Source organism: Streptacidiphilus sp. P02-A3a, assembly GCF_014084105.1.
Taxonomy (GTDB): domain Bacteria; phylum Actinomycetota; class Actinomycetes; order Streptomycetales; family Streptomycetaceae; genus Streptacidiphilus.
The window spans coordinates 7,607,997-7,629,457 of record NZ_CP048289.1 but is presented as its reverse complement, the minus strand read 5'-3'; the positions used below and the strand labels follow the sequence as shown (position 1 = coordinate 7,629,457).

Genomic DNA, 21,461 nt, shown 5'->3' with positions numbered 1-21,461 from the left:
CGAGTAAGCTCTGGGCGCTGTGCGACGCCATCCGGTGTGCCGCCAGATTCTGCCGAGGAGCTGGAGATCCACAAGACCGCCCCGGGCCCGCTCGTACCGTCCAACGACGAGACGGACACGTCAGCCCGCACTTCGCCTTCCCTTTCACCCGTCGCACCCACCCTCAGTTCTGCCAACACTCCGCGCCCGGTCCCGCGTCCGGGACCGCCGGTCCGTCGTCCCGACTCCGGGCCGGCGCGGATCGTCCCCAAGCCGGGTCCGGCGCCCCGCCGCCCGGCTGCACCCGTCACCCCGGAGATCGAGGTCCAGCGGATCGAGGTCGGCCCGGACGCCGCCCTCGACCGGGCGGACGAGGTCCTCGACGAGCTGCTGGACACCGGTCGTGCGCCCGGGCAGATCCTGGTGCTCACCACCGGTGGGCCGCACCCGTGGCAGCGGCACGAGGAGTCCTTCGGCGCCGAGCGCTACTGGGCTCAGCTGGACGAGGCCCAGGACGTCTTCTACGCCGACGTCACCGCCTGCCGTCCGGTCCGCCGCGAGGTCGTCCTGCTGGTCGTGAACGGCGGCGCTCCGGCGGCCGTCGAGCAGGCCGTGGCGACCGCGCGCGGACACGCCGACAGCCTGCTCGTGGTCTGCGGCGGCACCCGGTAGCGGTCCCACCGGGGACCGCTGCCGACCGGTCGGAGCCGGCTCAGAGGCTTCCGGCTCGCGCCGTGCTCTGGCTCTCGCATACCCGGACGGGCTCCATCAGAGCCCGGACGGGCAGTGAGCTGACGGACCGTACGGTTCCCTGCGCCCAGGAGCCGCTGTGCGGGGTCCGGCCCCGGCGGCTGTCGCCGAGGACCTGCCAGCCGTCGTCGGAGAGCGTGAGGTAGGCGCCGCAGCGCAGGCCGTGCAGGGTGCTGGCGTCCTGCAGCGCCCACATCCAGGCGCCGTCGTCCGCCGTCCAGGCATGCCCGCCGCGGCGGCAGAGCATCAGCACCGCGGTCCGTACCGGACTGGTGCGCCGCAGATCGTGCGGGATGATCCGGCGCAGGTGGGCCAGGATGGCGTTGCGGTACTGCCAGCCGTCCCCGCCACCGGGGCGCTGGGCGGTGGCCGCGACGGCGAACGAGGCCCCGGCGGTGACCCGGCCGACCTGGTCGAGCACGCCGACGACGGCCGTGCCCGGCGCCGGGCGGTGCACCCGGTGCAGGTCGGTGACCAGGGATCTGGGGTCGCGGGGCAACGGGGGACAGGCCTCGCTCCAGCTGGACGGGCTGAGGGACCGGTTCATCACCGTGGATCCCAGGGCGGCGGAGTCCATGCTCAAGGCCACTCCTTTCCCCGTACCCGTGCAGGGCACCTCCATGTCCGGACAGAGCGGTCGGCACCGCCGGAACACGGCCCAATTCTCACGTCCGGGCCGGGATGCGGCAACGGCGGCTCCGCCGGTTTCACCCTCGATGAAATGCTTTGTCGCTTATATTCCAGCACTGTTTTCGATCATGCGCTCGCAGGCGCTCCCGACCCCGGTCCGCGCCCGGCCCGCGGCGGTCAGCTCTGCTGCGCCAGGACCAGCGGCAGTACTCCCCGGGCCCCGGCGCGGCGCAGCAGCCTGGCGGTGACCGCGATCGTCCAGCCGGAGTCCACGCTGTCGTCGACCAGCAGCACCGGCCCCTCCGCTGCGGACAGCGCCGTGGCCAGTGCCTCCGGCACCGCGAAGGCGCCGTGCAGCCCCCGCAGCCGCTGCGCGCCGTTGCTGCGCGAGCCGCGCGCGGGCTCGCCCGAGGTGTACTCCACCCGGCCGAGCAGCGGCAGCCGGCCGACCCGGGCGATCCCCGCGCCCAGGCTCTCCACCAGCTGCGGCCGGGTGCGCGAGGCCACGGTCACCACCCCGGCGGGACGGGCGGGGGCGTCGGCGTCGCCGCCGGCCCAGCCGCCGGGACCGCGCGCCCAGTCCGCGAGCACCGCGACCACCGCGTCCAGCACCTCGGCCGGGACCGGCGCGTCCGGGGCGTCCGGAGCCAGCAGCGTCCGCAGCCGGGTGCCCCAGCCGATGTCGGACAGCCGCCCGAGCGCCCGCCCGGGCGCCGCCTGCTCGGTCGGCGGGATCCGGCCCTTCAGGTCCACCCCGGCGGCGGCCAGGGCCGTCGGCCACTGGCGGCGGGGCTCGATCTCGATGCCGGGGCGGCCCAGGGCGGCCCGGGCCGCCGTCAGCGCCTCGGCCGAGGCACCGGCGGAGTGGCCCTCACCGGTGCAGTTGTCGCAGCGGCCGCAGGGCCCGGCCTGCTCGTCGTCCAGCTGGCGGCGCAGGAACTCCATCCGGCACCCCTCGGTGGCGGCGTACTCCAGCATCGAGCGCTGCTCGGCCGCACGGGTCTCGGCGACCCGCGCGTAGCGGGCGGCGTCGTAGGCCCAGGGGCGGCCGGTGGCGATCCAGCCGCCGCGCACCCGCTTCACCGCGCCGTCCACGTCCAGCACCTTGAGCATCGTCTCCAGCCTGGTGCGGCGCAGGTCCACCCGGGCCTCCAGGGCCTGCGTGGACAGCGGCAGCGGCTGGCCGTCGGCGTCGGTGTGCGCGCCCAGCACGGCCAGGGTGATCCGCACCTGCTCCTCCGGCGGGAAGGCGAGCGAGGCGAAGTAGCGCCAGATGGCCTGGTCCTCGGGCCCGGGCAGCAGCAGCGCCTCGGCCTGCTTGATGCCGCGCCCGGCACGCCCCACCTGCTGGTAGTAGGCGATCGGGGACTGCGGCGAGCCAAGGTGCACCACGAAGCCCAGATCGGGCTTGTCGAAGCCCATGCCCAGGGCGGACGTCGCGACCAGCGCCTTCACCCGGTTGGCGAGCAAGTCGGCCTCGGCGGCGCGACGGTCGACGTCCTCGGTGCGGCCCGAGTAGGAGGCCACCGCGAAGCCGCGCTGCCGCAGGAACGCGGTGACCTCCTCGGCGGCGGCGATGGTGAGCGTGTAGACGATGCCGGAGCCGGGCAGTTCGCTGAGCCGGTCGGCCAGCCAGGCCAGCCGCTGCGCCGGGTCGCCGAGGCGCAGCACGCCCAGCTTCAGGCTCTCCCGGTCCAGTGGCCCGCGCAGCACCAGCGCCTCGGTGCCGCCGGTGCCAAGCTGCTCGGCGACGTCCGCGGTGACCCGGGTGTTGGCGGTGGCGGTGGTCGCCAGCACCGGGACGCCGGGCGCCAGCTCCGCCAGCATGGAGCGCAGCCGGCGGTAGTCGGGCCGGAAGTCGTGGCCCCAGTCGGAGATGCAGTGGGCCTCGTCGACCACCAGCAGCCCGGTGGAGGCGGCCAGCCGGGGCAGCACCTGGTCCCGGAAGTCGGGGTTGTTCAGCCGCTCCGGGCTGACCAGCAGCACGTCCACCGCCCCGGCGGCCACCTCGGCCTGTACCGACTCCCACTCGTCGGCGTTGGCGGAGTTGATGGTCCTGGCGGTGATCCCGGCCCGGGCGGCGGAGTCGATCTGGTTGCGCATCAGCGCCAGCAGCGGCGAGACGATCACCGTCGGCCCGGCCCCGGCGGCCCGCAGCAGCGCGGTCGCCACGAAGTACACGGCGGACTTGCCCCAGCCGGTGCGCTGCACCACCAGCGCCCGGCGGCGGTCGACCACCAGCGCCTCGATGGCGCGCCACTGGTCGTCGCGCAGGCGGGCGTCACCACCGGCGAGCTCGCGGAGCACGGCGTCGGCGCGCGCGTGCACGGCGTCCCGGTCGGCCAGGTCGATGACTGCGCTGCGGGTCGGGTCCATGCCCTCATTGATAGCCGGTCGGACTGACAATCGGCGAACGGCGTCCACCGGCGGACCTCGTCGGCCCGGGGCGGGGCCGTCCGAGAGCGGGGCGCCGGGCGGCCGGTTCACCCCTGCGGGTGAGCGAGTTCTCCACAGCGGCCACTTGTCCACAGATTCCCGGCCGGTGGCGCCGCGGGCCTGCCCGGGGCGGACATGCTCGACCCATGAACGAGCACCCACTCCCCGCGGCCTTCCCCTTCGAGAACCCCGTCGTGCGGATGCGCACCCCGGCCGACATGGTCGACGCGCTCCCGTACCTGCTCGGCTTCTTCCCCAGCGACAGCGTGGTCGCGCTGGGGTTGCAGGGGCCGAACCGCCGCCAGGGCGGCACCGTCCGGATCGACCTCCCCGCCCCCGCCTCCTGGCCCGCCGCCGCCGAGGAGGTGGCCCGGTTCCTGGTGGCGCTGTCCGAGCACCGCGACCGCAGCCCGGACGCGGTGATCCTCTACCTCTGCCGCGATCCGGGCCCGGGCCGGGACGGCCGCGCGGTGGTGGCGGAGCTGCGCCCGCTGGCCGCCCAGCTCACCGCCGCCTTCGGCGCGGTCGGCATCCCGGTGCACGAGTCGCTGTGCGTCTCCGACGGCCGCTGGTGGTCCTTCAGCTGCGGCGACCCGGGCTGCTGCGATCCCGGCGGTACCCCGGTCGACCGGCCGGGCAGCACGCCGACGGTGGCGGCGGCCGCCGCCTATGCCGGGATCCAGGTACGGGGCAGCCTCAGGGAGCTCCAGCGGGAGCTCGATCCGGTGGGCACGCCCACCGCCGAGAGCCAGTTGCTGGCCTTCGAACAGGCGGTTCCGGCACTGGTCCAGGAGCTGCTGCGGAGCGGCGGGCGGCAGGCCGTCCGGGAGCGCACCGCCGAGCTGGTGGACGCGGCGGTCGGCCGGTTCCGGGACGGCGCCGCGGAACTGCCCGAGGCCGAGGCCGCCCGACTGATCCTCGGCCTGCAGGACCGGCTGGCCCGGGACCGGGCGGCCGAGTGGCTGGACCCGCCCGACGTCGAGCACGCCCAGCGGCTGTGGCGGTTCCTGGCCAGGCGCTGCGCCGTCCCCTTCGACAGCCACGCGGCGGCCCCGCTCTCGCTGCTCGGCTGGACCGCCTGGGTGACGGGCGATCAGGTGACGGCCCGGATCGCCCTGGGCCGGGCGCTGGTCGCGGATCCCGAGTACACCTTCGCCCGGCTGCTGCACGAGGCGGTCAACTGCGGGGCCGATCCCCGGTCGCTGTGCGCCACCATGCGCGCCGAGCGGCGGGCCCGGCAGCGCCGGGCCAGACGTCCGGTCGAGCGCAGACGGGTGCTGCGCGGCCAGCGGGTCCGGGCGTGAGCCCCGGGGCGGCGACCGCGCGGGGCGTCCACGGCGGCGCGGATCCGCGGGGAGCGGCGTCGACGGGATGTTTATCGTCATTGCGACGACTATGATCCCCCCATGTCGCGTTACGATCCGTCGGCCTTCCCCCCGTTCGCGGTCACGGTTGACCTGGTGGTGCTGACCGTCCGTGATCACGCCCTCTGCGCGTTGATGGTGCGCCGGGGTGAGCCGCCCTTCCAGGGGTTCTGGGCGCTCCCGGGCGGCTTCGTCCGCCCCGACGAGGGCCTGATCGAGGCGGCGGCGCGGGAGCTCGCCGAGGAGACCGGCCTGCGCACCCACGGCGCGCCCGGGCAGGGGCCGGGCGTGGGCGCGCACCTGGAGCAGCTGGCGACCTACGGGGACCCGCAGCGCGATCCCCGGATGCGGGTGGTGAGCGTCGCCCACCTGGCGCTCGCCCCCGACCTGCCGACCCCCCGCCCCGGCGGGGACGTCCGCAGCGCGCGCTGGGCCCCGGTCGAGGAACTGCTCGGCAGCGGCAAGGACGACGGGCTGCTACTGGCCTTCGACCACACCCGGATCCTCGCCGAGGGCGTGGAACGGGCCCGCTCCAAGATCGAGTACTCCTCGCTGGCCACCGCCTTCTGCCCGGAGGAGTTCACGGTCGGCGAGCTGCGCCGGGTCTACGAGTCGGTCTGGGGGGTGGCCCTCGATCCGCGGAACTTCCACCGCAAGGTCACCGGGACCCCGGGTTTCCTGGTTCCGGCCGGTGGCACCACCACCCGCCAGGGCGGCCGTCCCGCCCAGCTGTTCCGGGCCGGGGGAGCGACCGTGCTCAACCCGCCGATGCTGCGTCCCGAGGCGGGCTGACCGGGTCGGCCCCAGCGGCGTCAACGCGCCGTGTCGCCAATGCCACGCAACGTCACCGAGTCGGGCTAAGGTGCTCGCTACGGGGGGTGACAGGGCACCGGCATCGCGAGGTGAAGCTCCATGTTCCAGGCGATCGGACTGACCAAGAGCTATCGCCGGGGGCGTCCCCCAGCGCTGCTCGACCTCTCCTTCGACGCCAGGGCGGGTCAGGTCACGGCGCTGCTCGGGCCGGTCGGGTCCGGCCGGACCACGGCCCTGCTGCTGGCCCTCGGGCTGGAGCGCGGACAGGGCGCCGCCCTGTTCGACGGCCGCCCGTACCGGCGGATCAGACGTCCCGAACGCGAGGTCGGGGCGGTCCTGGCCGAGCAGTACCGCTGCCCGCGCCACCCCGGCCGCCGGGCCCGGGCGCACCTGCGCATGGTCGCCGCCGCCAGCGGCGTCACCGATCGGCGCGCCGACCAACTGCTGGAGCAGACCCGGCTGGCCCCGGCCGCCGACGACCGGCTGCGCACCTTCTCGCCGGGCATGAACCGGCGGCTGGCGCTGGCCGAGGCGCTGCTGGCCGATCCGGGGACGCTGCTGCTGGACGAACCCACGCACGAGCTGTCTCCGAAGAACGCCGAGTGGTTCCACGCGGTGCTCAGGGCGTTCGCTGCCGGAGGCGGGACGGTCCTGGTCACCCTGCGCAACCCGCAGGAGGCGGCGGCGCTGGCCGACCGGGTGGTCACCGTGGAGCAGGGCCGACTGCTCGGCGACCAGCCGGTCACCGAGTTCCTGCGGACCCGGCTGCAGGACGAGGTGTCGGTGTCGGGGCCCCAGGTGGGGCGGCTGGCGGACCTGCTCACCGGGGCCGGGGCCCAGGTCCGCCGGGAGAGCGGCACCAGGATCGCGGTGGGCGGGGCCAGCCGCACCGAGATCGGGGAGCTGGCCTACCGGCACGGAGTGCTGCTGCACGAGCTCGCCGACCAGGTGGTGACCCGCCCCGGCCCCGCCCGGGCCCCGGTGGCGCCGCTCACCCTGTCCGCGCCGCCGCCCGGGCCGCAGTCCGCACCGGAGCCGCAGTCCGTGCCGGAGCCGCCGCCTACGCCCGCGCCGCCGCTCCAGGCGGCGGTGCCGGTCGCCGTCGAGCAGCCGGCCGCCGGGTTCGGCGAGCGGTGGTGGTGCTCACCCCGGGCACGGCGGTGACCGCCTCGGTGGCGTCCCACCCGCCGCTGGTGTCCCAGCACTCCGGGCGGCCCGGCCCGGGTAGTTCCGACTCGGGTAGTTCCGACTCGGGTAGTTCCGGCTTGGCCGGAGGCGACGCGTGAACGTGCTGCGATACGAATGGCGGCGGCTCACCGGGGTCAGGTCCACCTGGGTGATCATGCTCGGCGTGCTGCTGCTGGACGCGGCGGTGGCCGAGACCACCGTCCGGGAGGGCGTGCTGACCGCGCCGGTCCGGGTGCTCACCGCGGGTGTGCCGCTGCTGCCGCTGCCGTTGGCCGCGCTCGGCGCGGGCGCGCTCGGGGCGCTGTCCTACGGGCAGGAGGTCCGCTACCCGGCGCTGCGCCCGCTGCTGCTCCGGCCCGGCCGGAGGGTCGCACTGCTGTTCGCCAAGCTCACGCTGAGCGGCTGCGTCTCGGCCCTGCTCGCGCTGGCCACACTGGCCGCCGACGGTGTGGTGCTCCACCTCGCCGGTCGCGCCGGGGGATTCGAACACGAGCTGCTGCACGGCCGCTTCCCGGCGGCCCTCGGCGGCTTCGCCGCGCTGGTGGTGGCCGGCGGCTGGATCGGGCTGATGGCGGCCGGCCTGCTGCGCAGCGCCGCCGCCGGACTACTGGTGCTGGTGGTGCTGCCGGTGTTCGTCGAGCCCGCGCTCAGCGTGCTGCGCAGGCACGCGGCGCTCACCGGTGGCCCCGCCGCCCGCAGGCTCGGCCTGGCCCGCCTGTGGCGGCTCTTCCCGGTCGACAGCGGGCACGCCTGGTTCTACGGGCCGCTCAGCGGGCTGCGCGGTGCGCTCCCGCTGTCGCCGATCGAACTGGCGGTGCTGATCCTCGCCCCGGTGCTGCTGCTCCTGTGCGGGCACGCGGTGCTGATCTCACGCCGACGCGGCATCTGAGGGGCCCCGGCGGTGCGCTATGGGCGATACATCCAGAATGACGTCAATTATGCAGGGATGAGCGATCACCCTTTCGTGTGCTTTTCACGAAATTCCTCAAGGCGCGGCGCGTGAAGGCCGACAAAGGAGATGTGAGTACCGTTGCGCATCCCCCCATGACCACTGCCCGCCTGTCCGACACGCCCCGTCCCGGCGTCGGCGAGCTGGACCGCTTCCCGGTCGGTGAACGCACCGCCGACCGGGCCTTCCCCGAGCGTGGCGCCCCCGGGCCCTCGCCGCGTTGGGACAGTACCGAGCCGGAGCTCTCCCGGGCCCCGCGCCGCAGCCCCGGCAGCCGTGGCCGGGGGCTGCACGGCCAGCTCGTCCAGCAGCTCGGACAGATGATCGTCTCCGGCGACCTGGGCGCCGACCGGCCGCTCGTGCCGGAGGAGATCGGCCAGCGGTTCGAGGTGTCCCGCACCGTCGTCCGCGAGTCGCTGCGGGTGCTGGAGGCCAAGGGCCTGGTCAGCGCCCGTCCCAATGTCGGGACCAGGGTGCGGCCGGTCGCCGACTGGAACCTGCTCGACCCGGACATCATCGAGTGGCGGGCCTACGGCCCGCAGCGCGACGACCAGCGCCGCGAGCTCTTCGAACTGCGCTGGGCGATCGAACCGCTCGCCGCCAGGCTCGCCGCCGGGCACGGCCGGGACGAGATCCACCAGCGGATGGTGGACATGACCGAGATCATGAGCCACGCCGCCGACCAGGGCGACCAGGTCACCTTCAGCCGGGCCGACAACGAGTTCCACACCCTGCTGCTGGAGCTCTCCGGCAACCGGATGCTGGAGCACCTGGCCGGGATCGTCGGCGCCGCACTCAACGTCTCGGGCGGCCCGATCACCGCCTGCGAACGGCCCTCCGAGCCCTCGGTCGGGCTGCACACCCGGCTGGTGGACGCCCTCGGCACCGGCGACGGCACCGCGGCCGAGGCGGCCATGCGGGCGCTGCTCACCGTCCACCCCGAGATCGACCATGTGGTGCCCGCGCCGCGCGAACACTGAGCACCCGGCCCCCGAGGAGACCGTCGCCCTGATCCCAGGCGGCGGTCTCCCGCGTCTGCGGTGGCCGCCGTTCCGGTTCGCCGGGCGCGCCCGGATCGGACCCGGGCGTGTCCACCGAGGTCAACCGGCTGAGTCACTGGATCGGGCGACCGGCGGAATGAGAGTCCGCCTCCCGGTGTTGTTCGGGGTATGCCTACAGGGATGCCCAGTGGAGGAGTGTGACCTGCGCCACCAAAAGCAGGCGTAACACTTCTCTCCGAGCAGCGATGTGTACGGAGGTGGCACACGGAGGGTCCAGCCCCTCCCGAGGTCACCAGGCTCCACTCCAGCAGTTTGTTCCGTAGTTTTCCAGAACCTGCCCCTCTCGGGCGGGTTTCTGTCCACTCACGTCCGAGAGGTTGTTCGTGTCGGCCAGCACATCCCGTTCGCTCCCCCCCGAAATCGCCGAGTCCACCGCGCTGATGGCACTCATCGAGCGGGGCAAGGCACAGGGGCAGATCGCCGGCGATGACGTGCGCCACGCCTTCGAGGTAGACCAGATCCCGGTCACCAAGTGGAAGAACGTCATGCGCAGCCTCAACCAGGTCCTCGATGAGGAGGGTGTGACGCTGATGGTGAGCGCGGCGGAGTCTTCTGCCCCCAAGCGCCCCCGCAAGAGTGTCGCGGCGAAGACGACCGCGACCAAGGCCACGGCGACCAAGGCCGTCTCCTCGCGCACCGCGCCGGTGTCGGCCCCGGCCGCCCCCCGGCCGGTGGCGCCGCGGCCCGCGACCGCGGTCGCGGCCACGGCGGTCGCGGTGACCTCGGTCAGCGCGGTGGGCGAGCTCGACGCCGTGGCGGTCCAGATCGAGGTCGAGTCCACCGCTCCGGCGAAGAAGGCTGTCGCCGCCAAGAAGGCCGTCGCCAAGAAGGCGGCCCCGGCCAAGAAGACCGCTGCCAAGAAGACCACCGCGAGCAAGGCGGGGAAGTCCGACGACGACCTCGGCGCCGAGGACGAGGCGGTCGAGGAGAGCGCCGTCAAGGTCGAGGGCGAGCCGGTCGAGGGCGAGGAGGAGTCGCAGGGCTTCGTCCTGTCCGACGACGACGAGGACGACGCCCCCGCGCAGCAGGTCGCCGTGGCCGGTGCCACCGCCGACCCGGTCAAGGACTACCTGAAGCAGATCGGCAAGGTCCCCCTGCTCAACGCCGAGCAGGAGGTGGAGCTCGCCAAGCGGATCGAGGCCGGGCTCTTCGCCGAGGACAAGCTGGCCGCCGCCGACAAGCTGGCCCCCAAGCTCAAGCGCGAGCTGGAGATCATCGCCGAGGACGGGCGCCGCGCCAAGAACCACCTGCTGGAGGCCAACCTCCGACTCGTGGTCTCGCTGGCCAAGCGCTACACCGGTCGCGGCATGCTCTTCCTGGACCTGATCCAGGAGGGCAACCTGGGCCTCATCCGTGCGGTCGAGAAGTTCGACTACACCAAGGGCTACAAGTTCTCCACGTACGCCACCTGGTGGATCCGCCAGGCGATCACCCGCGCCATGGCCGACCAGGCCCGCACCATCCGTATCCCGGTGCACATGGTCGAGGTCATCAACAAGCTCGCCCGTGTGCAGCGCCAGATGCTCCAGGACCTGGGCCGCGAGCCCACCCCGGAGGAGCTGGCCAAGGAACTCGACATGACCCCGGAGAAGGTCGTCGAGGTGCAGAAGTACGGTCGCGAGCCGATCTCGCTGCACACCCCCCTCGGTGAGGACGGCGACAGCGAGTTCGGTGACCTGATCGAGGACTCCGAGGCGGTTGTCCCGGCCGACGCGGTCAGCTTCACCCTGCTCCAGGAGCAGCTGCACTCGGTGCTCGACACGCTCAGCGAGCGCGAGGCGGGCGTGGTCTCGATGCGCTTCGGCCTGACGGACGGTCAGCCGAAGACCCTGGACGAGATCGGCAAGGTCTACGGGGTGACCCGCGAGCGGATCCGCCAGATCGAGTCCAAGACCATGTCGAAGCTGCGCCACCCGTCGCGTTCCCAGGTGCTGCGCGACTACCTGGACTGACGCACCCGGCACCAGTCGGACGGCCGTGGGCCCGGAGCAGTGCGCTCCGGGCCCACGGCCGTCCGGTCGTCCGGCGGGGGTGTCACCCCTCGAAGGGACGTGCTCACCCGTCTGGTGGTGCGTTGATTGGACGCACGGGGTGACCGCCCAACTACGCTGTGGCGTCCGAACGGCGGAGCGGTGAAACGGGTGGGTGTCATGACGTGCGCGTCCAGGTCCGAACGAGCAGCGGGACGCAGAGTCCTGTTGGTCCTGCTCGCGGCCCTTCCCGCGGCGCTGGCGGTGGGACCCATCCCGGCGCACGCCATCGTCGGTGGCGGCTCGGTGACCACCGGGCAGTACCCGTGGATGGTCGCGCTGTCCAGCCGGTCGGTCTACGGGGACAGCCGGTCCGGGCAGTTCTGCGGGGGCACTCTGGTCACTCCGACCAAGGTGGTGACCGCCGCCCACTGCCTGTACGACGAGTCCACCATGCAGCCGGCCGATCGTCCCGACCTCCGGGTCATCGTCGGCCGCACGGATCTGACCTCTGACGACGGCGCCGAGGTGGCGGTCTCCCAGGTGTGGGTCGATCCGGACTACTCGATGCGCAGCAACATGTGGGACGTGGCGGTGCTCACCCTCGCCGCGCCGCAGCCGGGGCGGGCGGTGCTGCCGCTGGTGCCGCAGGGCCAGTCGGCGCCGTACCGGGCCGGGACGACGGCGACCGTCTTCGGCTGGGGCGACCTGCGCGGCGACGGCGACTACGCGACGCAGCTGCACTCGGTCCAGGTGCCGATGATCGCCGACGGCACCTGCGCCCGGGACTACCCGGGTGGTGTGGACGGCGTCTTCCAGGCGAGCACCATGGTCTGCGCGGGGGAGCAGGCCACCGGTGGGCGCGATGCCTGCCAGGGTGACAGCGGCGGACCGCTGGTGGTGGCCGGGCGGCTGGCGGGCCTGGTGTCCTGGGGGACGGGCTGCGCGGAGGCCGGGCACCCAGGGGTCTACACCCGGGTCGCGGCCATGACCGAGGCGGTCAGGGCCCACCTGTGACCAGTGCGACACCGAGCGACACCGACCGAAGACACGGAGCGTGTCCGGATGGACACGCCCCGACTGCGGCTCGGTGCGGTCGGATTGATGAAATGTGACCTGTGACACAGTCAGGCCGGGTGGAGGACCTGTGGTTCTCCACCCGGCCTGCTCTGGTCGTCGACTGTCAGCACACTGTCCGGCTGTCCGGAAACCGCCGTACGGCGGTCCGGAACAGCGTCAGTGGTCCTCGTCGCTCGGGGAAGCGGGTGCGGCCGTCAGCCGGCCGGTCTCGTCCTGTATGTCAGCTGCGATCTTCTTCAACTCCGGCTCGAACTTGCGGCCGTGGTGAGCGCAGAAGAGCAGCTCGCCGCCGGATGCCAGCACAACGCGCAGGTATGCCTGGGCGCCGCACCGGTCGCAGCGGTCAGCTGCGGTCAGCGGGCTCGCGGGGGTCAGAACTGTAGTCACGTCGCCTCTTCTCTAGCTCGACGAGCTGTCGTACCAGGGTCAACATCCAACCAGGCCGAAAACGTTCCCGCTCGCGGCTTTTCTTTTGTGGTGCTTCCGGGGCGGTCGGCCCGGCCGTTGTGCCGGGGGGTTGGAGGCGGCGTTGGCGCTGCCGCTGTTTACATTCTCTTGTCAGAGAGGACGTGCCCGGACTGCCGGTGGTTCATGCGTGCCGCAGGCTGTGGCGTGCGCTTCACTCGAACGTGATATCGAACGTCCGTGCGAAGTGCGCGTAGCATAAGCCCCGCGCAGGTCGAAGCAGAAGCCCCAGCCCGCTCACCGGTAGCCTGCAACCCGGCAGCATTGACGCCATGGTGCACCGGGTGCCCGACCGGAAGCCAGGGAAAGCGGCCGTGTTCGCGCTCCGCGTAGCGCCGTGCGGCAGACAGACGGCAGAGCAGCAGTCGGACCAGACCGAGGAGAAGTGCCCGCGTGACCGCCGAAACGACCGTGCAGACCACCAGTGCCCTGCGGGGCGGCGGGTCCAGCAACGACGGCTCCAACTACACCGCGCGGCACCTCCTCGTCCTTGAGGGCCTGGAGGCGGTGCGCAAGCGCCCCGGCATGTACATCGGCTCCACGGACAGCCGCGGCCTGATGCACTGCCTGTGGGAGATCATCGACAACGCGGTGGACGAGGCGCTGGCCGGCTACTGCGACCGGATCGAGGTGCAGCTGCGGCCGGACAGCTCGGTCGAGGTCCGCGACAACGGCCGCGGCATCCCGGTCGACGTCGAGCCCAAGACCGGTCTGTCCGGGGTCGAGGTGGTGATGACCAAGCTGCACGCCGGGGGGAAGTTCGGCGGCGGCTCCTACGCGGCCTCCGGTGGTCTGCACGGCGTCGGCGCCTCGGTGGTGAACGCGCTGTCCGCGCGCCTGGACGTCGAGGTGGACCGGGGCGGCCACACCCACGCGATCAGCTTCCGGCGCGGCGCTCCCGGCACGTTCGCGGGCGAGGGGCCGGAGGGTGCGTTCACCCCGGCCTCGGCGGCGGTCGGCGGCCTGGCCAAGGTCAGGAAGGCGCCGCGCGGACGTACCGGGACGCGGATCCGGTACTGGGCGGATCGGCAGATCTTCCTGAAGGACGCGCGGCTGTCGTTGGAGCACCTGCACGCGCGGGCGCGGCAGACGGCGTTCCTGGTGCCGGGGCTGACCATCGTGGTGCGCGACGAGCGGGCGGTGGACGGTGGGCCGGTCGATGAGCAGACGTTCCGATTCGACGGCGGGATCGCGGAGTTCTGCGACTACCTGGCGCCGGACAAGCCGGTGTGCGACACGCTGCGGTTGACCGGGACGGGCAGCTTCAAGGAGACCGTGCCGGTGCTGGACGAGGTCGGCCACATGACCCCGACCGAGGTCACCCGGGAACTGGGGGTGGACATCGCGCTGCGCTGGGGCACCGGCTACGACACCACCCTGCGTTCGTTCGTGAACATCATCGCCACGCCCAAGGGCGGTACCCATGTCTCGGGTTTCGAGCGGTCGCTGACCAAGACCCTGGGTGAGGCGCTGCGGGCGGCGAAGCTGCTGCGGGTGGCCGAGGACGACATCACCAAGGACGACGCGACCGAGGGGCTGACCGCGGTGGTCACCGTGCGGTTGGCCGAGCCGCAGTTCGAGGGGCAGACCAAGGAGGTGCTGGGCACTTCGGCCGCGACCCGGATCGTGGCGGCGGTGGTGGCCCGGGAGCTGAAGGCGTTCCTGACGTCGACCAGGCGTGACGACAAGGCGCAGGCCCGGGCGGTGATGGACAAGGTGGTGGCGGCGGCACGGACCAGGGTCGCGGCGCGCCAGCACAAGGACGCGCAGCGGCGGAAGACGGCGTTGGAGACCAGCTCGCTGCCGGCGAAGCTGGCCGACTGCCGCAGCGACGACGTGGACCGCAGCGAGCTGTTCATCGTGGAGGGCGACTCGGCGCTGGGGACGGCGAAGGTCGCCCGCAACTCGGAGTTCCAGGCGCTGCTGCCGATCCGCGGGAAGATCCTCAACGTCCAGAAGGCCTCGGTCTCGGACATGCTCAAGAACGCCGAGTGTGCGGCGATCATCCAGGTCATAGGGGCGGGGTCGGGCCGGACGTTCGAGATCGACCAGGCCAGGTACGGCAAGATCGTGCTGCTGGCTGACGCCGATGTCGACGGGGCGCACATCCGGATCCTGTTGCTGACGTTGTTCCAGCGCTACATGCGGCCGATGGTGGAGGCGGGCCGGGTGTTCTCGGCCGTTCCGCCGCTGCACCGGATCGAGTTGACCAGCCCCCGCAAGGGCCAGGACAAGTACGTGTACACGTACTCGGACAACGAGTTGCGGAACACGCTGTTGGAGCTTCAGCGCAAGGGCCAGCGCTGGAAGGAGCCCGTCCAGCGGTACAAGGGCCTGGGCGAGATGGACGCCGACCAGCTCGCGGAGACCACGCTGGATCCGCGCAAGCGGACCCTGCGCCGGATCAACGTCGGTGACCTGGACGCCGCCGAACGCGTCTTCGACCTGCTCATGGGCAACGACGTCGCCCCCCGCAAGCAGTTCATCGTCGACTCCGCCGCCACCCTCGACCGCTCCCGCATCGACGCCTGAGTACCGCCCGCGCGACGGGGGCGGCCCGCTCCACCCCCGGGTGGAGGGCCGTCTCCATCCGCCGGTCAACCCTGGCTCCGACGCTGTGAACAGCGCTGATCCGTAGATTCTTCGGTGTAGGGACGCCCACCGCCCGAGTCCGGAGGAACAGATGTCCAGCGTCGAGAACATCGCACTGATCGTGGTCGTCGTGGCCTGGGTCGTCGCCCGTCAGTTCCGGGCCCGCCAGTTCAGCGGCGACGCCCGGCGGATGCTGATCCTCCCCGCCGTACTCGCGTTCATGGGCCTGCGGTCGCACAACCTGCTGGACCCGCACCACCAGGCCACCGCCGCCGCGCTGCTGATCATCGGAGTGGTGGTGGAGGTCGGCATGGGCGCCGTCTGGGGCTTCACCACCCGGGTCTGGCGGGACGCGAGCGGGGTGATCTGGGCCAAGGGCACCAAGGCCACCGCCTTCGCCTGGACCGGGATGGTGCTGATCCGGGTGGCACTGATCGCGCTCGGCTCGTCGCTGGGCGTGGCCACCGGTGAGGGCGGGGTGCTGCTGTCGCTGGCCGCGCTGCTGCTGGTCCGTTCCGCGGTGGTGACCTGGCGGGCACGGGACCTGAGCCCGGCGTACCGTGTCTCTGCCGCGAGCTGAACGATGAGCAGCATGAGCCTTCCCCTCGTCCGGTCGGCGGCGGCAGCCGCCGACCGGACGAGGGGTTCACACGTGGAACAGGACGACTGGACGAGCTGGCCGTCCAGGGAGGCGTTGCAGCGGCAGGGGATGACCCCGGCCCGGCGCTGGTCCGGCGTGGTCGGCCGGGTGGTCGGGCTGGGCGTGGCGCTGTGGTTCACCTTCGTCAACTCTACGCTGCGGGGCGACCACGAGCTGGTGGTGGCGGTGGCCGCGGTGGTCGGGATGTTCGCCTTCTGGCGGTTCCTCCGGGTCTCGCCGCGGCTGCGGGTGCTGCCCTGCGTGCTCTGGCTGGCGGTGGTGCTCAGCGCCTCGATGCTGTCGCTGCGACTGGGCGGCGAGGTGATCTCCATCGTGCTGCTCTGCGCCCTCGCGATGGCGTCGATGCAGCGCCTGCCGCTGGTGGTGGCGGTGCCGCTGACCACGATCTCGGTGCTGCTGTTCATCCTGCTGGTTCCGGAGTCGGGCTGGCTGGGCAACCTCGGGACGGTGCTCGGCCTGGGCGCGCTGGGCTACGTCGCCCGGCTGGACTGGGAGGCGCGGGCGCAGACGTACCGGCTGCTGGCGCAGGAGCGGGCGGCGCGGGCCGCCGAGGCGGAGTCGGCCGCGCTCGCCGAACGGGCCAGGATCGCCCGGGAGATCCACGACGTGCTGGCGCACAGCCTGTCCGCGCAGCTGGTCCACCTGGAGGCGGCGCGGCTGATGCTGGACGCCGGGGCGGAGCGCGAGCAGCTGCGGGAACGGATCGTCTCCGCGCGGCGGATGGCGCAGGACGGCCTGGCCGAGACCCGGGCCGCGCTGTCGGCGCTGCGCGGCGAGTTCGTGCCGGTGGGCGAGTACCTGGCGACGCTGGCGAACGCCGACGGCGCGGCGCTGGTGATCGAGGGCGAGGTCCGCCCGCTGGGCGCCGAGGTCGGGGTCGCGGTGCGGCGTACCGCGCAGGAGGCGCTGACCAACGTCCGCAAGCACGCCCCGGGGGCGGACTGCCGGGTCCGGTTGTCGTACCTGGCCGGTACGGTCGAGTTGGAGGTCAGGAACGGGGTCTCGGAGGGCGGTGGGGAGCTGGCGGGGAGCGGCAGCGGCTACGGTCTGCTGGGCATGCGCGAGCGCGCCGAACTGCTCGGCGGCTCGCTGCTGGCCGGGCCCGAGGCGGGTGGATTCCGCGTACTGCTGAGCGTGCCCACGCCCTAGGCTGGCCCGATGAGCGAGAACGTGGTGCGGGTGCTGGTCGCCGACGACCAGAAGGTGGTACGCGAGGGCATCGTGATGCTGCTCGGCCTGCTGCCGGGGATCGAGGTCGTGGGTGCGGCGGTGGACGGCGAGGAGGCCGTGCGGCTGGTCGCCGAACAGGCGCCGGACGTGGTGCTGATGGACCTGCGGATGCCGCGCTGCGACGGGGTGGAGGCGACCCGGCGGATCCGCTCCGGGCACCCGGGTACCGAGGTGGTGATCCTGACCACCTACGCCGACGACGACTCGCTGTTCCCGGCGCTGGCGGCGGGCGCGCGCGGCTACCTGACCAAGGACGCCGGGGGCGAGGAGATCGCCCGGGCGATCACCGACGTCCGCTCCGGTGCGGCGGGACTGTCCCCGCAGATCCAGGCCCGGCTGCTGGAGTACATCGCCCGGGCCGGTGCCCCCGGCGCGGGCGGCGAGCGGCCCCGGCCGGAGCCGCCGGCGCGGCCGGTGCCGGTGGCGGCGCAGCTGCCCGACGGGCTGACGGCGCGTGAGGCGCAGGTACTGGGGTTGATCGCGGACGGGCTCTCCAACACCGAGATCGCCGCCCGGCTCTTCGTCAGCATGGCCACGGTGAAGACACACATCAACAATCTGTTCGCCAAGACCGGGGTCAGGGACCGCGCACAGGCCGTGGGGTACGCCTACCGCAACGGCCTGTCCCGGGGCGAGTAGCAGCCCGTCACCTGATGGGGTGAACGTGGGCCGCAGCGCACCTCGCCGGTGCGCCATGCTGACCATGCTTGTTAGCCGACGGGCGAGGAGAACGAGGGGGCGCCCGGCACTCCATCCAGCGCGGGAGCACAGTTGTTGAGACACCGGGATGCCATCGGGACGCCTGCGGAGCAGTCCCCCGGGGCGCAGTTAGCCGCGGAGGGCGGCCCGCGGGAGCCGGAGGACGGCGGGGCAGGCAGCGGGTTCGACTGGTGGAAGGCATCGGAAGGGCCGAGCGGCCGGGGCGCCACGGGCGGCGGCGCCACGTCCGCCGCCCGGGCGGCGACCAAGGCCGCCGCCAAGGCTGCCGCCAGGGCCGCGAGCAAGGCCGCCGCCAAGGCGGGTGCCAGGGCGGCGGCCGAGCCGACGGTCCCGGCCGGGGCCGAGGCGGGAGCCGTCACGGCCGAAGCGGTGGCGGCCGGTGCCGAGGCCGTTCCGGCGCTCGACTCCCAGGCCCGAGTGCCGGAGCAGGCGCGCGGATCCGCGCCGGCGGCCGGGTCCGAGCTGCCCGCCGCCGTCCTGGCGGCGGTCGAGGCCGAGGCAGCCGCCGCGGTCGAGCGCGAGCGCGAGCGACTTCGGTTGCGGGCCGTGCACGCCGAGGTGTACCGGCACGTCCACGAGGGCGAGGAGTTCCAACTGATCCGCCGCAGCTACCGCGGGTTCGCCTTCCCGGCCTGCGTGCTCTTCCTGGTCTGGTACCTGGGCTACATCGTGGCGGCGGTCACCCTGCCGGGCCTGATGGCCCGTCCGGTGGCCGGTCCGTTCAACGTGGCCTGGCTGCTGGGGCTGCTGCAGTTCGCCACCACCTTCCTGATCACCTGGCTCTACGCCCGCAATGCCCGGGACCGGCGCGACCGCGCCGCGCTCGGGCTGCGCTGGGAGACCCAGGACCGGCTCCGGTGAGCCGCCGCAGACCTCCCGAGGGGAGCGCGGACCATGTCCGTTGACGCACAACACGCCCTGGCTGTGGGGCTGTTCACGCTGGTGGTGCTGGTCACCCTCGGCATCACCTTCTGGGCGGGACGCCGGGGGAGCGCCGCCGAGGAGTTCTACACCGGCGGGCGTGACTTCACGCCCATGCAGAACGGCTTCGCGATCTCCGGCGACTACATGTCGGCGGCCTCCTTCCTCGGCATCACCGGGCTGATCGTGCTCTACGGATACGACGGGCTGCTCTACACCGTCGGCTTCCTGGTGGCCTGGCTGATGGTGCTGATGCTGGTGGCCGAACTGGTCCGCAACTGCGGCCGGTACACCCTGGCCGACGTGCTGGTGATGCGGATGCGCCAGCGCCCGGTCCGGGGCGCGGCCGGGGTGTCCTCGATCGTGATCACCCTGCTCTACCTGGTGGCGCAGATGGTGGGCGCGGGCAGCCTGGTGTCGCTGCTGCTCGGGCTCGACTCCACCTGGGGTCGGGCCTGGGGGATCATCGGCATCGGCGCACTGATGATCGTCTATGTGACCGTCGGCGGGATGACCGCGACCACCTGGATCCAGATCGTCAAGTGCGTGGTGCTGATGGCCGGTACGGCGCTGCTCTGCGTGCTGGTCGTGATCCGCTTCCACGGGGACGCCGGGGCGCTGATGCGCGCCGCCGCCGCCCACAGCGGCTACGGCCACCGGTACTACGCGCCCGGCCTCAAGTACGGCGGCAGCGCGCTGAACCGGCTGGACTTCGTCAGCCTCGGGCTGGCGCTGGTCCTGGGCACGGCCGGACTGCCGCACATACTGGCCCGGTTCTACACCGTGCCCACGGCCCGGGCCGCGCGGCGTTCGACGATGTGGGCCATCGGCCTGGTCGGCGCGTTCTACCTGATGACGATCGTGCTCGGGCTCGGCGCCGCGGCGCTGGTCGGCACCTCGGCCGTGCGCGCGTCCAACGACGCGGGCAACACCGCCGTGCCGATGCTGGCGCAGGTGCTCGGCGGCGGCCAGGGCACCGTCGGCGGCACCGTGCTGTTCGCGGTGATCTCGGCGGTGGCCTTCGCCACCATCCTGGCCGTGGTCGCCGGGCTGACCCTGGCCTCCTCGGCCGCCTTCGCCCACGACCTGTGGGCGCGTGCCTTCCGCCGCTCCGGCGAGCAGCCGCCGACGGAGCAGCAGGAGGTGGTGGTGGCCCGGATCTCGGCGGTGGCGATCGGGGCGCTGGCGATGGTGCTGAGCCTGTACGCGCAGCGGCTCAACGTGGCGTTCCTGGTGGCCATCGCGTTCGCGGTGGCGGCCTCGTCGAACCTGCCGACGCTGCTGTTCAACCTGTTCTGGCGGCGGTTCACCACCCGGGGCGCGACCTGGTCGATGTACGGCGGACTGGTGGTGTCGCTGGTGCTGGTGATCTTCTCGCCGACCGTCTCCGGCGGTCCGGAGGCGATCTTCACCGGCGTCGACTTCCACTGGTTCCCGTTGGAGAACCCCGGGGTGGTCTCCATCCCCTGCGGCTTCTTCTTCGGCTGGCTGGGCACGGTGACCTCGGACGAGGTGGCCGACCCGGACGCCTACGCGGAGTTGGAGGTGCGCTCGCTGACCGGGGCGGGGGCGGTCTGAGCCGCCGGGAACCGGACCGGAAAAGGGGGTGGCTGAGCCCCCGGGCGCGACGGGGGAGGCGCGCCCGGGGGCATTTATTACAGTAGCGGGAAGAAGGTGAACACGTAGCCGAGAAGCGGTTGTTGCCTACAACTCGGTTGCCTGTGGCAGGGTCGCCGGGATGGGTGTGATGGTCCGAACGTCATAGCGGGCCGGGGTCACCAGTTCGGCCCCGCAGCTCTGGCTGCGGGGCGGTTCCGACACTCCGGCCGTCACCTCCGCCAGCCAGCTCCGGCCGTCCTGGTGGCTGACCGTCACCGACCAGCCGTCGCCGGCGCGCTGTTGGCTGACGGTCAGCGCCTCCGCCCGGTCCTCGCCGGTCCGCCGGCGTACGGCCAGCTCGGCCGCCTGCCCCGGGGGCGGCCAGGCGGAGCGCCCCCGGCACCACTCGCCGACCATCCGGCCCTCGTGGGTGGCGGTCAGCACCTCCTTGGCGGTGTGCGGCGACAACCGTCCGTAGGCGTAGCCGTAGGGCAGCACCAGCATGGTGGGCGAGAAGCGGTGGCCGCCGAGGTGGGTGGTCTCCCAGACGGTGGCGTGGCCCATGGCCGCCAGTTCGGCGGCCAGCGGGCGGCCCAGCAGCGCGCAGCAGCGGTCGCGGCGGCCGTTGGTGCACACCAGGGCCAGCGGATCGCCCTGGTACGCCGTGCCGGTCCGGCCGTGGTCGCCCGCGCCGAGCGCGGCGAAGTCCAGGTCGAGCAGGTCCGCCGGATCGGCCACGGCGACGTCCCGGAGCCAGGCGTTCCCGGGGCGGGTGTGCCCGAGGTAGACCTGGCGGGAGGGGGTGGGCGGGCAGTCGGCGTGCCGACCCGGGCGGCGGATCAGCGCGACCCGCACGCCGGTGCCCTCGGCGCGCGCTCCCAGCGCCCGGCCCAGCTCCGGATCCAGGTGGCTCTGGGTGAGCGCCTTGGCGCCCCAGGGGCCCGACTGCTCCAGCAGCAGCCAGGTGGTCCCGGTGGTGGCGGTGCCACCCATGGGTTCATGGAGTTCCCTTGAGAGGGTGGTACAGGTGCTCACGCAGGCAAGGTTAGCCTT

18 protein-coding genes are annotated in these 21,461 nt (G+C 73.0%); 14 read left to right on the top strand and 4 right to left on the bottom strand.

Features of this window, described 5'->3' with window-relative positions:
- The first annotated feature begins 36 nt into the window (after positions 1-36).
- The gene (locus GXP74_RS32095) at positions 37-651 is read left to right on the top strand and encodes a hypothetical protein (protein WP_182454772.1); all 615 of its coding nucleotides are present in this window, start codon (positions 37-39) and stop codon (positions 649-651) included.
- A gap of 40 nt (positions 652-691) precedes the next feature.
- Here GXP74_RS32095 and GXP74_RS32090 read toward each other — a convergent pair whose 3' ends face one another.
- Positions 692-1,306, bottom strand: a complete 615-nt coding sequence (locus GXP74_RS32090) for a hypothetical protein (protein ID WP_225448711.1) — start codon at positions 1,304-1,306, stop codon at positions 692-694.
- A 230-nt stretch (positions 1,307-1,536) separates the two neighbouring features.
- On the bottom strand, positions 1,537-3,735 hold the full coding sequence (locus GXP74_RS32085) for a RecQ family ATP-dependent DNA helicase (protein ID WP_182454770.1): 2,199 nt from the start codon (positions 3,733-3,735) through the stop codon (positions 1,537-1,539).
- Between the two features lie 206 nt (positions 3,736-3,941).
- Between GXP74_RS32085 and GXP74_RS32080 the strand changes: the two genes are divergently transcribed.
- The 7 genes from GXP74_RS32080 to GXP74_RS32050 all read left to right on the top strand — a co-directional run bounded on the left by GXP74_RS32080 (position 3,942) and on the right by GXP74_RS32050 (position 12,157).
- Positions 3,942-5,099, top strand: a complete 1,158-nt coding sequence (locus tag GXP74_RS32080; protein ID WP_182454769.1) for a DUF4192 domain-containing protein — start codon at positions 3,942-3,944, stop codon at positions 5,097-5,099.
- Between the two features lie 102 nt (positions 5,100-5,201).
- Positions 5,202-5,951, top strand: coding sequence for an NUDIX domain-containing protein (locus GXP74_RS32075; RefSeq protein WP_182454768.1), 750 nt, complete (start codon positions 5,202-5,204; stop codon positions 5,949-5,951).
- 120 nt (positions 5,952-6,071) lie between these two features.
- A complete protein-coding gene (locus tag GXP74_RS32070) occupies positions 6,072-7,136 on the top strand; it encodes an ATP-binding cassette domain-containing protein (RefSeq protein ID WP_182454767.1) in 1,065 nt (354 codons plus the stop codon).
- 118 nt (positions 7,137-7,254) lie between these two features.
- Entirely contained in the window at positions 7,255-8,049 is a 795-nt protein-coding gene (locus GXP74_RS32065; protein WP_182454766.1) for a hypothetical protein, read from the top strand.
- Between the two features lie 131 nt (positions 8,050-8,180).
- On the top strand, positions 8,181-9,089 hold the full coding sequence (locus GXP74_RS32060) for a FadR/GntR family transcriptional regulator (protein WP_182454765.1): 909 nt from the start codon (positions 8,181-8,183) through the stop codon (positions 9,087-9,089).
- Between the two features lie 404 nt (positions 9,090-9,493).
- The gene (locus tag GXP74_RS32055; RefSeq protein ID WP_182454764.1) at positions 9,494-11,122 is read left to right on the top strand and encodes an RNA polymerase sigma factor; all 1,629 of its coding nucleotides are present in this window, start codon (positions 9,494-9,496) and stop codon (positions 11,120-11,122) included.
- Between the two features lie 198 nt (positions 11,123-11,320).
- Positions 11,321-12,157: a trypsin-like serine protease gene (locus tag GXP74_RS32050; RefSeq protein ID WP_182454763.1), complete on the top strand. Its 837-nt coding sequence runs from the start codon at positions 11,321-11,323 to the stop codon at positions 12,155-12,157.
- Positions 12,158-12,376: 219 nt separating this feature from the next.
- Here GXP74_RS32050 and GXP74_RS32045 read toward each other — a convergent pair whose 3' ends face one another.
- Positions 12,377-12,607 carry a hypothetical protein gene (locus tag GXP74_RS32045; protein ID WP_182454762.1) on the bottom strand — a complete coding sequence of 77 codons (231 nt, stop codon included), beginning with the start codon at positions 12,605-12,607 and terminating at the stop codon, positions 12,377-12,379.
- 471 nt (positions 12,608-13,078) lie between these two features.
- On the opposite strand from GXP74_RS32045, the gene GXP74_RS32040 reads away from it, so the two are divergent.
- The 6 genes from GXP74_RS32040 (at position 13,079) to GXP74_RS32015 (ending at position 20,387) form a co-directional block, all read left to right on the top strand.
- Positions 13,079-15,217 carry a type IIA DNA topoisomerase subunit B gene (locus GXP74_RS32040; protein WP_182454761.1) on the top strand — a complete coding sequence of 713 codons (2,139 nt, stop codon included), beginning with the start codon at positions 13,079-13,081 and terminating at the stop codon, positions 15,215-15,217.
- A gap of 151 nt (positions 15,218-15,368) precedes the next feature.
- The gene (locus GXP74_RS32035) at positions 15,369-15,857 is read left to right on the top strand and encodes a CcdC protein domain-containing protein (RefSeq protein WP_182454760.1); all 489 of its coding nucleotides are present in this window, start codon (positions 15,369-15,371) and stop codon (positions 15,855-15,857) included.
- 72 nt (positions 15,858-15,929) lie between these two features.
- On the top strand, positions 15,930-17,087 hold the full coding sequence (locus GXP74_RS32030; RefSeq protein WP_182456780.1) for a sensor histidine kinase: 1,158 nt from the start codon (positions 15,930-15,932) through the stop codon (positions 17,085-17,087).
- A gap of 9 nt (positions 17,088-17,096) precedes the next feature.
- Positions 17,097-17,807 carry a response regulator transcription factor gene (locus tag GXP74_RS32025; RefSeq protein ID WP_182454759.1) on the top strand — a complete coding sequence of 237 codons (711 nt, stop codon included), beginning with the start codon at positions 17,097-17,099 and terminating at the stop codon, positions 17,805-17,807.
- A 135-nt stretch (positions 17,808-17,942) separates the two neighbouring features.
- Positions 17,943-18,749: a DUF485 domain-containing protein gene (locus GXP74_RS42355; RefSeq protein WP_370468482.1), complete on the top strand. Its 807-nt coding sequence runs from the start codon at positions 17,943-17,945 to the stop codon at positions 18,747-18,749.
- Between the two features lie 33 nt (positions 18,750-18,782).
- Positions 18,783-20,387 (top strand): cation acetate symporter, encoded by a 1,605-nt coding sequence (locus tag GXP74_RS32015; protein ID WP_182454758.1) that lies wholly within the window; start codon positions 18,783-18,785, stop codon positions 20,385-20,387.
- Positions 20,388-20,513: 126 nt separating this feature from the next.
- Here GXP74_RS32015 and GXP74_RS32010 read toward each other — a convergent pair whose 3' ends face one another.
- Positions 20,514-21,443, bottom strand: a complete 930-nt coding sequence (locus tag GXP74_RS32010; protein WP_182454757.1) for a sucrase ferredoxin — start codon at positions 21,441-21,443, stop codon at positions 20,514-20,516.
- Positions 21,444-21,461 lie beyond the last annotated feature (18 nt).

Coding starts and splice junctions, on each gene's coding strand:
- GXP74_RS32090 (WP_225448711.1), bottom strand. CDS start 1,306: ATGGACTCCGCCGCCCTGGGATCCACGGTGATGAACCGGTCCCTCAGC.
- GXP74_RS32085 (WP_182454770.1), bottom strand. CDS start 3,735: ATGGACCCGACCCGCAGCGCAGTCATCGACCTGGCCGACCGGGACGCC.
- GXP74_RS32080 (WP_182454769.1), top strand. CDS start 3,942: ATGAACGAGCACCCACTCCCCGCGGCCTTCCCCTTCGAGAACCCCGTC.
- GXP74_RS32075 (WP_182454768.1), top strand. CDS start 5,202: ATGTCGCGTTACGATCCGTCGGCCTTCCCCCCGTTCGCGGTCACGGTT.
- GXP74_RS32070 (WP_182454767.1), top strand. CDS start 6,072: ATGTTCCAGGCGATCGGACTGACCAAGAGCTATCGCCGGGGGCGTCCC.
- GXP74_RS32050 (WP_182454763.1), top strand. CDS start 11,321: ATGACGTGCGCGTCCAGGTCCGAACGAGCAGCGGGACGCAGAGTCCTG.
- GXP74_RS32035 (WP_182454760.1), top strand. CDS start 15,369: ATGTCCAGCGTCGAGAACATCGCACTGATCGTGGTCGTCGTGGCCTGG.
- GXP74_RS32025 (WP_182454759.1), top strand. CDS start 17,097: ATGAGCGAGAACGTGGTGCGGGTGCTGGTCGCCGACGACCAGAAGGTG.
- GXP74_RS32015 (WP_182454758.1), top strand. CDS start 18,783: ATGTCCGTTGACGCACAACACGCCCTGGCTGTGGGGCTGTTCACGCTG.